Source organism: Rugosimonospora acidiphila, assembly GCF_039543385.1.
GTDB classification, from domain to species: Bacteria; Actinomycetota; Actinomycetes; order Mycobacteriales; family Micromonosporaceae; genus Rugosimonospora; species Rugosimonospora acidiphila.
The window spans coordinates 74,370-83,327 of the sequence record NZ_BAABJQ010000037.1; the positions used below are offsets into that span (position 1 = coordinate 74,370).

An 8,958-nucleotide genomic window follows, 5' to 3' on the forward strand; every position below is an offset into this window, starting at 1 on the left:
CGCCCGCCCGCCCCGGTGGCGGCGCGGCGCGGGCGGCCCGAGTCGAAGGTCCGGTCGGCGGGCGTTTTGCCCCGGTTCTGGGCGCCGCGCTCCGGGGTGCCCTCGCCTGTCCGGGGTGCCGGCCCGCGCTGTTAGACTGCGTGACGGGCCGTGACTGGCGCGCTGGGATGGAACCGACCATCGGGGAGCGGCCCTGTCGCCGTGACGCCCGTCTGGCCGACACCGTGCCGTGCGTCTGGGCCTCCCACTGCACTCAAGGAGGCTCCATCGTGCCTACCCCCAGCACCGAGTCCAGTACTCGATCATCCAGTACGGAATCCGTGGCCTTCGGCGCCAGCCTGGACGCCGTACGCGCCGTCGAGCCGCGCATCGCGCAGGCCATCGCCGACGAGCTGGACGCCCAGCGCGGCTCCCTCAAGTTGATCGCCAGCGAGAACTACGCCTCACCGGCCACCCTGCTGGCCATGGGCAACTGGCTGTCCGACAAGTACGCGGAGGGCACCGTCGGGCGGCGGTTCTACGCCGGCTGCCAGCAGGTCGACACCGTGGAGTCGATCGCGGCCGAGCACGCCCGGGAGCTGTTCGGCGCCTCGCACGCCTACGTGCAGCCGCACTCCGGCATCGACGCCAACCTGGTCGCGTTCTGGGCGGTTCTGTCCCAGCGGGTCGAGTCTCCGGCGCTGCGCCGCGCCCAGGTCCGCCAGGTCAACGACCTGAGCGAGCAGGACTGGGCGACGCTGCGCCGCGAGCTGGGCGACCAGCGGATGCTCGGCATGGCCCTGGACGCCGGGGGCCACCTCACCCACGGCTTCCGTCCGAACATCTCCGGCAAGATGTTCGACCAGCGCAGCTACGGCACCGATCCGGCCACCGGGCTGCTCGACTACGACGCCCTGCGGGCCACCGCCCGCGAGTTCCGCCCGCTGATCCTGGTCGGCGGCTACTCGGCCTACCCGCGGCGGGTGAACTTCGCGATCATGCGCGAGATCGCCGACGAGGTCGGTGCGACCCTGCTGGTCGACATGGCGCACTTCGCCGGGCTGGTGGCCGGCAAGGTCCTCACCGGTGACTTCGACCCGGTGCAGCACGCGCACATCGTCACCACCACCACCCACAAGACGCTGCGCGGTCCCCGGGGCGGCATGGTGCTGTGCCAGGACGAACTCGCCGAGCACGTCGACCGGGGCTGCCCGATGGTGCTCGGCGGCCCGCTGCCGCACGTGATGGCGGCCAAGGCGGTCGCGTTGGCCGAGGCGCGCACCGAGAGCTTCCGCGACTACGCCCAGCGGGTGGTGGACAACGCGACCGCCCTGGCCGAGGGGCTGCTGCGCCGGGGCGCCCGGCTGGTCACCGGCGGCACCGACAACCACCTGGTACTGGTCGACGTGTCCGCCCACGGGCTGACCGGGCGCCAGGCGGAGGCCGCCCTGCTCGACTCCGGGATCGTCACCAACCGCAACTCGATCCCGCAGGACCCCAACGGCGCCTGGTACACCTCGGGGGTGCGCGTCGGCACGCCGGCCCTGACCACCCGGGGGCTCGGCGCGGCCGAGATGGACCAGATCGCCGAGCTCATGATCACGGTGCTCACCTCGACGCGGCCGGCCGCCGACGCGAGCGGTGGGGCGTCCAAGGCGAAGTACGCGCTGGACGGCGCGGTCGCCGAGAAGGTGCGCGCCCAGGCGGCCGACCTGCTGGCCGGCTTCCCGCTCTACCCGGGCATCACGCTGCCGTAGCGCGGCGATGGCTACCCGCGAGGGCACTACCGGCGAGGGGACCGCGCGACCGGAGTCCGGCGGGGCCCCACCGCGCGTGCTGCTGGTCGACAACTACGACTCGTACACCTACAACCTGTACCAGCTGGTGGGCCGGGTGGCCGGCGTGCCGCCGGTCGTGCTGCGCAACGACGCGCTGCCCGACCCGGCGCGGATCGGCGCGGCGTACACCCACGTGATCGTCTCTCCGGGGCCGGGGCACCCGGCCGAGGCGGTCCGGGTGGGCGGGGCCGCCGCCGTGCTGGCCGCCGGGCTGCCGGTGCTCGGGGTGTGCCTCGGGCACCAGCTGCTCGCACTCGCGCACGGCGGGCGGGTGCGTCCGGTGCCGCCCCGGCACGGCCTGACCAGCCCCGTCCGGCACGACGACCGGGGTGTCCTGAGTGGACTGCCGCAGGGTTTCCGGGCGGTGCGTTACCACTCGCTGGCGGTCGCCGAGGTGCCCGAGGAGCTGGAGGTGGCCGGGTACGCGGACGACGGGGTGGTGATGGCGCTGCGCCACCGGCGGCTTCCGCTGCACGGGGTGCAGTTCCACCCCGAGTCGATCTGCGCCGAGCACGGCGACCGGCTGATCGGCAACTTCCTCGGCCGGCACCGGGCACCGGAGCGCGTCGTGGTCGCACCCCGGCCGCCCCGGCCGGTCGGCGCCACCCTGCTGGTGCGCGAGGTCGCCTGGCGCGAGCCGGAGGACGTGTTCGCCGCGCACTTCGCCCAGCGGGAACGGGTCTGCTGGCTGGACAGCGCCCGGCACGACCGGGGCCTGGCGAGGATGTCGTACCTGGGCACGCCGGAGGGGCCGCGTGGACACGTGGTGACCGGCCGGGCCGGCGGGGCGACGGTACGGGTGGAGCGCGCCGGGGCGGTCACGACCGAGGGCGGGGACGTCTTCGGGTACCTGTCCGGCCGGCTGCGCCGGTTCGGGGTCGCGGCCGGCGACGCGCCGTACCCGTTCCGGGGCGGGTACGTCGGCTACCTGGGGTACGAGCAGGACGCCGCGTTCGCCTACGTGGAGCGGTTTCTCGCCTTCGACCACGAGCACCGGCGGCTGTACCTCAACGCGGTCGCGACCCCGGAGGACGGGGCGGACGCCCGGGATTGGCTCGACCGCACCGAGCGGATGCTCGCCGACACCCCGCCGGCCGGGCCACCGCCTCGCGGCGGGTACGTGTCCGGGGTGCGGGTACCGGGGCGGGACTGGTACGGCGGCGCGTTCCACCGGGTACGGGAGCTGCTGGCGCGGGGCGAGTCGTACGAGGTGAACCTGACCTTCCGGATGTCGTTCGAGTGCACCTCCCGGCACGCCGACCTGTACCGGCACCTGCGGCGGGTCAACCCGGCGCCGTACGCGGCGTTCCTGCGACTGCCCGAGGTGACGGTGCTCAGCTCGTCGCCGGAGTGCTTCCTGCGGGTCGGTGCGGATGGCACCGTCCAGGCGCGGCCCATCAAGGGCACCGCCGGGCGGCACCGGGACCGGGCCGACGACGAGCGGGCCCGTACGCTGCTGTCCCGCGACCGCAAGACGTTCGCCGAGAACCTGATGGTCACCGACCTGCTGCGCAACGACCTGGGCCAGGTCTGCCAGGTCGGCACGGTCGCGGTGCCGTCGCTGATGGCGGTGGAGTCCTACGCGACCGTGCACCAGCTCGTCACCACGGTGCGCGGGGTGCTGGAGCCGGCCGTGGACGCGGTCGGGTGCCTGCGGGCGGCGTTCCCGCCCGGCTCGATGACCGGGGCGCCGAAGCTGCGCACCATGGAGATCATCGATGAGGTCGAGGCGGATCCCCGGGGCGTGTACTCGGGCGGCCTGGGGTACCTGAGCCTGTCCGGCGAGGCCGACTTCAGCGTCGTCATCCGCGCCATCGTGGCCCGGGGCGAGGCCATGTCCATCGGGGTCGGTGGGGGCATCGTCGCGCTGTCGGACGTGGACGAGGAGTACGCCGAGGCGCTGCTGAAGGGCGAGGCGCTGCTGGCCGCCGTTCGTGGCGCGGGCGCGCCCGACGCCGCGGCGGCGCGACCGCCCAGCGAGCCGGCGCCCGGCAAGCCGGGCAACAGCGAGCCGGGCAACAGCGAGCCGGCGCCCGGTCGCGACCCGGGCAGTGAGTCGGCTGGCCGGCCGGGCAGCCGACCGGGTAGAGCCGGCCGCGACCCGGTGGTGACCGCACCTTGAGGCGGGCGTTGGGGGTGCCACCCGGTGCCGGCGGGGCCGGCCCCGCGTAGGGTGGCTCAAGCGATTCCAGGCCGGGTGGGCCCGCCCGGAGGCCGAAAGAGAGAGATCCATGGTCGTACCGAACGTCCGGGAAACGCCGCTCGCGTCCGAACACGCGCGGCTCGGCGCCACCTTCACGACCTTCGCCGGCTGGCGGATGCCCCTGCGGTACGTCAGCGACCTGCGCGAACACGAGGCCGTGCGGACCGCCGCCGGCCTGTTCGACCTGTCCCACATGGGGCAGATCGAGATCACCGGCCCGGACGCGGCACGCTTCCTCGACCACGCCCTGGTGCTGGACGCCTCCGCCATGCCGGTCGACCGGGCCCGGTACACCCTGATCTGCACCGCCTCGGGCGGCATGCTGGACGATCTCGTCGTCTACCACACCGGCGAGGATCAGTTCCTCATCGTGGCGAATGCCGCGAATGTCGCGACTGTGAGCGCCGAACTCGACGCCCGCATCGCGGGCTTCGACGCGCGCACCCGGGACGTGTCCGACCGGTACGCGCTCATCTCGCTGCAGGGGCCCCGCGCCGCGGAGATCCTCGCCGAGCACACCCCCGCGGACCTCAACGGCCTGCGCTACTACTCGGCGGTGGCCAGCCGGGTGGCCGGCCGCGAGGCGCTGCTGGCCCGCACGGGCTACACCGGGGAACTCGGGTTCGAGATCTACGTGGCGCCGGACGACGCGACGGCGGTCTGGGCCGACCTGCTGCGCTCCGGCGAGTCGGCCGGGGTCCAGCCGGTCGGGCTCGCGGCCCGGGACACGCTGCGGCTGGAGGCGGGCATGCCGCTGTACGGCAACGAGTTGACCGTCGACGTCACGCCCCTGCACGCCGGGCTCGGCTGGGCGGTGCCCGCGGACAAGGCGGCGGACTATGTCGGGCGCAAGGCGCTGGAGGAGTACCGGCAGTCCGGTACGCCGTCGGTGCTGGTGGGGCTGGAAGGCACCGGCCGGCGGGCGGCCCGTGCGGGTAACCCGGTGGTGGATCCGGAGTCCGGTGCGGCGGTGGGCCGGGTGACCAGCGGGGTACTCTCGCCCACGCTGGGGCACCCGATCGCGATGGCCTACGTCCCGCCCGCGCTCGCGGAGCCCGGCACCCCGGTCGACGTGGACGTGCGGGGCAGCATGCTGCGGATGACCGTGGTGGCCAAGCCGTTCTACCGCCGCGCCGACGCCCGCCGTCAGATCGCCCCGGCCTGAGCCGCCCGCGATGGACCTCGACGACCTTCCCCGGGTGGAGTTTGGCTTTCCCGGGCCGCTGCGCGACCGGCTGGTGGCCGCGATCCTGTCCGGCGCCAAGACGTCCACCTCGAGCCTGCTGCTCGGGTACGAGTGCGACAACGAGCCGCTGCCCGAGGCGGGCCAGCGGCTCGCTGTGGTGGACTCCGCGGACCGGCGGGTAGCGGTGATCGAGCTGACCGAGGTGCGGGTGGTCCGGCTCGCCGACGTCGACCTGCGACACGTCGTCGACGAGGGGGAGGGTGACGAGTCCGTGGCGGCCTGGCGGGCCGGGCACGAGGAGTTCTGGCACGCCCCCGAGGTACGCGCGGAGCTGGGCGACCCCGGCTTCACCGTGGACGACGACACCCAGGTCGTGGCCTCACGCTTCCGGCTGGTACCCGGCGCCGCGAGCTGACGCCGGGCCCCTCGCCGGGCCCACGCGAATAGCGGCGCGTTGTTACGGTCGGGCGATGGGGCACATCGACGACGATCCCGAGACTCGCCCCGGATCCACGGCCGTCACCACCGTGCTGTGGTTGCTCGGCCTGATGTGGCTGGTCGGGTGCGTCGTCCTCTTGGGCGGCTCGTTCTTCACCGGACTCCGGGTCGAGGGCGAACCGTCCGACGACGACATCTACCACCAGGGCATGTACCTGATCGCGCTGGCGCTGGTCGGGGTCGGCCTGCCGGCGGTGGCCGGTCTGGTGGCCGCCCTCACCGGGGCGCGGCAAGACCGCCATCGTGCTGTTCGTGTGCGTGCTGGCGGCGTGCTTCCCGGCCATGGCGGTCGGTGCGTCGGGCGAGCGTGACGTCCACCGCGCCCGTCCGCCGGCCCCGACGACCCACCACATCGGCCCCACCTGTAGGAATTTCAGCGGCGCCGTGCCGCGGTGCCCGGGCGGTTGACCGCGCCGGCAGCGGGCGTCCGGCCCGGCCACCGAGGTGGCCGGGGCGCGGCGGTTCACGCGGTGAAGACGGCGGTGGTCACCGGTCCCGACGCGGTATCCGGCGTGCAGGACACGCGCATCGGACCGCACGGGAGGTCCGCGACCGCGAACCGGCCGAGCTCATCGGTCCGCCCGGCCCAGACCCCGTTCGCGTGCCGGACCTCGACCGGCATCGCCGCGGTCGGCGCGATCTGACCGATCAGCCGGGCCCGCCCGTCGTCGGTGGACAGTTCCAGGTCGATGGTGACCGCGTCCACCTCGAAGGACAGCAACCGCGGCGGCGCGCCACGCACCGCGGGCGCCGCGAGGGCCCGGTTCTCCTCGTCGATGAGCGCGGCGAGCCGGGCGTCGGCCTCGCGCCAGCGCAGCGTCGCAGAGGCGGCGTCCAGCAGCGTCGGCGGCACCGGGTCGTGGCGGGAGAGTACCTCCGCCAACTCCTCGGCCAGCGGTGGTGGGCGGGGTGGATCGCTCATCGTCGCTCCAGAATCTCGTGTGTCGTCTAGAAGGCGTCGTCGTCTGGAAAGGCGTCGTCGTCTGGAAAGGCGTCGTCGTCTAAAAGCGTCGTCTAAAAGCGTCGTCGTCTAGAAATGGGTTGTCGGCTAGAAGCGGGTCGTTGCAACGGATCGCGGCGTTGTTTCGGGAGTCGTAGTGGGCGTGCCAACCGCCGTTCAGGACAGGGAGAGCTGGTTGCCGAGGTTCTTGAGGCAGCGGGCGCGGGTGGGCCCGATGCTGCCGATCGGCATGTCGAGCACGACGGCGGCGTCCTCATAGGACAGCGGCGGGTCGGCCAGCAGTACGCGCAGCAGCCGCTGGCACCGCTCCGGCAGCCGCCCGAACGACTGCCAGATCAGCTGGTCCCGTTCGTCGCGCACCAGCACGTCCTCGGGCGACTCCGACCGTGGGTCGGCCAGTTCCGGGCCGAAGTCGTCGGTCGGGGTCTCGCGCCCGGCGCGGCGCAGCACGTTGATGGCCTCCCGCCGCGCGGTGGTGGCCAGCCACGCGCCGAGCCGGTCGCCGTCACGGATCGTGTTCAGTCGTTCGACCAACCGGAACCAGGTGGACTGGAACACGTCCGCGGCGTCGGCCTCGGCGAGCCGGAAGCTGCGGGCCACCGCCCAGACCAGGTTGGCGTACGTGGCGACGATCCCGTCCCACGCCCGCTGGTCACCATCCGAGGCGGCGATGAGCGCGATCGTGGGATCGAAGCTACTCATAGTGACGACTGTATCAGGATGCTCGGCCGCCCCCGGCTGGCTCGCGACCTGCCACACCATCACCATAGTGCCGGGTACCCGTTCAGTGGCGCCCGCGCCGCGCTCTCCCGCAGCGCCTTGGCGGCGGCCGTCGGCGACCCGCTGGCGGCGGCCTGTTCGACCAGTGCGGCCACCACATGCGGGGTGGCGAACGAGGTTCCGCTCCAGGTGGCCCAGCCGCCCTCGAACGCGGCGTGGTTGACGTAGGTGCTCACCACGTCCGCGCCCGGCGCGGCCAGGCCGACCCACGGTCCGCTGTTGCTCCAGTCGCAGATGGCGCTGCCGTCGTGCGCGGCGACGCCGAGAACCCGGTCGGCCCAGGGCACGTCCGCGCCGGCGAACGCGGCCGGCCAGAACGGCCGGTCGGCCACGCCGTCGTTGCCGGCCGCGGCCACCAGCATCCGGTCGCCGGCGCTCAGCACTGACCCCAGCGCCTGGGCGAGCACGGCGGGCGGCTGGTCGTCGCTGCTGAACCCGCCCAGCGACAGGTTCAGCACGTCGAAGTCGTCCAGCGCGGTGAGAGACGCGGCGAGGTCGGCCTCGGTACACAGCCCGAACGTGTCCAGCACCTTGATGATGCGCACCTGCGCCCGGGCCGTGCCCTGCAGCACCACGCCGGCGATGAAGTTCGCGTGGCCGACGTCGGAGTCGATGTTCCCGTCGCTGTCCGCGTCGAGGTTCGTCTCGTACGCCTCGGGTGCGGCCAGGTACCCGTTGAGCGGCAGCGGGCTGTCCGCCCAGACGCCGGTGTCCATCACCACCACCCGTACCGGGTCGGCGGCGTCGTCCGGCACGGCGAGGGTGGGCGCGGTGACCGCGGCCGACGGGGGACCGAACGGCCCACCGTGCTCGTGCGGGGTGGACAGGAACACGTGGTTGGCGCCCACCACGGTGCCGGCCGGCGCGGCGGCGCGGGCGAGCCGCACCGCGGCGGCCACGTCCAGCCCCGGTACCCGCAGCCGGCGCACGCCCGTGGCGGTCCGGTTCTCGGCGATGTCGGAGCCGCGATGCCCCAGGCCGGTCAGCGCCTGCCGGGCGGCGGCCACGCCGCCGTCCCCGTCGTCCGGGCCGGCGACCAGGATTTCGTCGGCCACGAACCGGACGGGCCGCCCGCCACTCGTGTCGGTGCGCACCCACTCCAGTTCGGCCAGTCGCCGGGTGCGGGATCGGCGCCACTGGTCGAGCCGGTCGTGCGATGTCGTCATCTCGCAAGCTCCTTCACGATGTCGGGCCCACCCGGCCCGGTTCGGGTACCGGGCCCGGGCCGCCCGGGTCGGATGTCGGTCCACGGGGCCACGGTTGGGTACGAAAGGTAGACGGCGGACCGGCCGCCCTGATACGTCATCAGCGAAGATATTTGTGCGGCTGACGGGATGCTCGCAATGGCTGCCCCCACGGCGACGTCCGGCTCCGAGGAGCTGGCCGCGCGGCTGCTGCCGCTGGTGATGGCCGACCCGGTGCGGGCCGGCCGGCTGGCCGAGGCGGCGCTGCGCGAGGCCCGGCGCGGCGGCGACGCGCCGGCGCAGGCCGTCGCGCTGCGCGCGCTGGGGCT

The 8,958-nt window shown here is 73.8% G+C and carries 8 protein-coding genes and 1 riboswitch; of the genes, 5 read left to right on the plus strand and 3 right to left on the minus strand.

Translation table 11 applies throughout. The annotated features are described in order from the left end of the window. Positions 1-140 precede the first annotated feature (140 nt). Positions 141-225, plus strand: a riboswitch (ZMP/ZTP riboswitch). Positions 226-269: 44 nt separating this feature from the next. The 5 genes from ABEA87_RS37500 (at position 270) to ABEA87_RS37520 (ending at position 6,015) form a co-directional block, all read left to right on the plus strand. Beyond that, positions 270-1,736 carry a glycine hydroxymethyltransferase gene (locus ABEA87_RS37500; protein ID WP_345637997.1) on the plus strand — a complete coding sequence of 489 codons (1,467 nt, stop codon included), beginning with the start codon at positions 270-272 and terminating at the stop codon, positions 1,734-1,736. Positions 1,737-1,743: 7 nt separating this feature from the next. Beyond that, the gene (gene pabB, locus ABEA87_RS37505; RefSeq protein WP_345637998.1) at positions 1,744-3,939 is read left to right on the plus strand and encodes an aminodeoxychorismate synthase component I; all 2,196 of its coding nucleotides are present in this window, start codon (positions 1,744-1,746) and stop codon (positions 3,937-3,939) included. Positions 3,940-4,048: 109 nt separating this feature from the next. Further along, positions 4,049-5,185, plus strand: a complete 1,137-nt coding sequence (gene gcvT / locus ABEA87_RS37510; RefSeq protein ID WP_345637999.1) for a glycine cleavage system aminomethyltransferase GcvT — start codon at positions 4,049-4,051, stop codon at positions 5,183-5,185. 10 nt (positions 5,186-5,195) lie between these two features. Next, positions 5,196-5,621 (plus strand): ASCH domain-containing protein, encoded by a 426-nt coding sequence (locus ABEA87_RS37515; RefSeq protein WP_345638001.1) that lies wholly within the window; start codon positions 5,196-5,198, stop codon positions 5,619-5,621. 55 nt (positions 5,622-5,676) lie between these two features. Further along, a complete protein-coding gene (locus ABEA87_RS37520) occupies positions 5,677-6,015 on the plus strand; it encodes a hypothetical protein (protein WP_345638002.1) in 339 nt (112 codons plus the stop codon). Positions 6,016-6,167: 152 nt separating this feature from the next. On the opposite strand, the gene ABEA87_RS37525 is transcribed toward ABEA87_RS37520, so the two are convergent. From ABEA87_RS37525 to ABEA87_RS37535, 3 genes are all read right to left on the minus strand, one after another. Further along, positions 6,168-6,626 (minus strand): hypothetical protein, encoded by a 459-nt coding sequence (locus ABEA87_RS37525; protein ID WP_345638004.1) that lies wholly within the window; start codon positions 6,624-6,626, stop codon positions 6,168-6,170. 195 nt (positions 6,627-6,821) lie between these two features. Next, on the minus strand, positions 6,822-7,367 hold the full coding sequence (locus tag ABEA87_RS37530) for an RNA polymerase sigma factor (RefSeq protein ID WP_345638006.1): 546 nt from the start codon (positions 7,365-7,367) through the stop codon (positions 6,822-6,824). Between the two features lie 59 nt (positions 7,368-7,426). Continuing rightward, complete coding sequence (locus tag ABEA87_RS37535) at positions 7,427-8,611, minus strand: S8 family peptidase (protein ID WP_345638007.1); 1,185 nt, start codon at positions 8,609-8,611, stop codon at positions 7,427-7,429. Positions 8,612-8,958 lie beyond the last annotated feature (347 nt).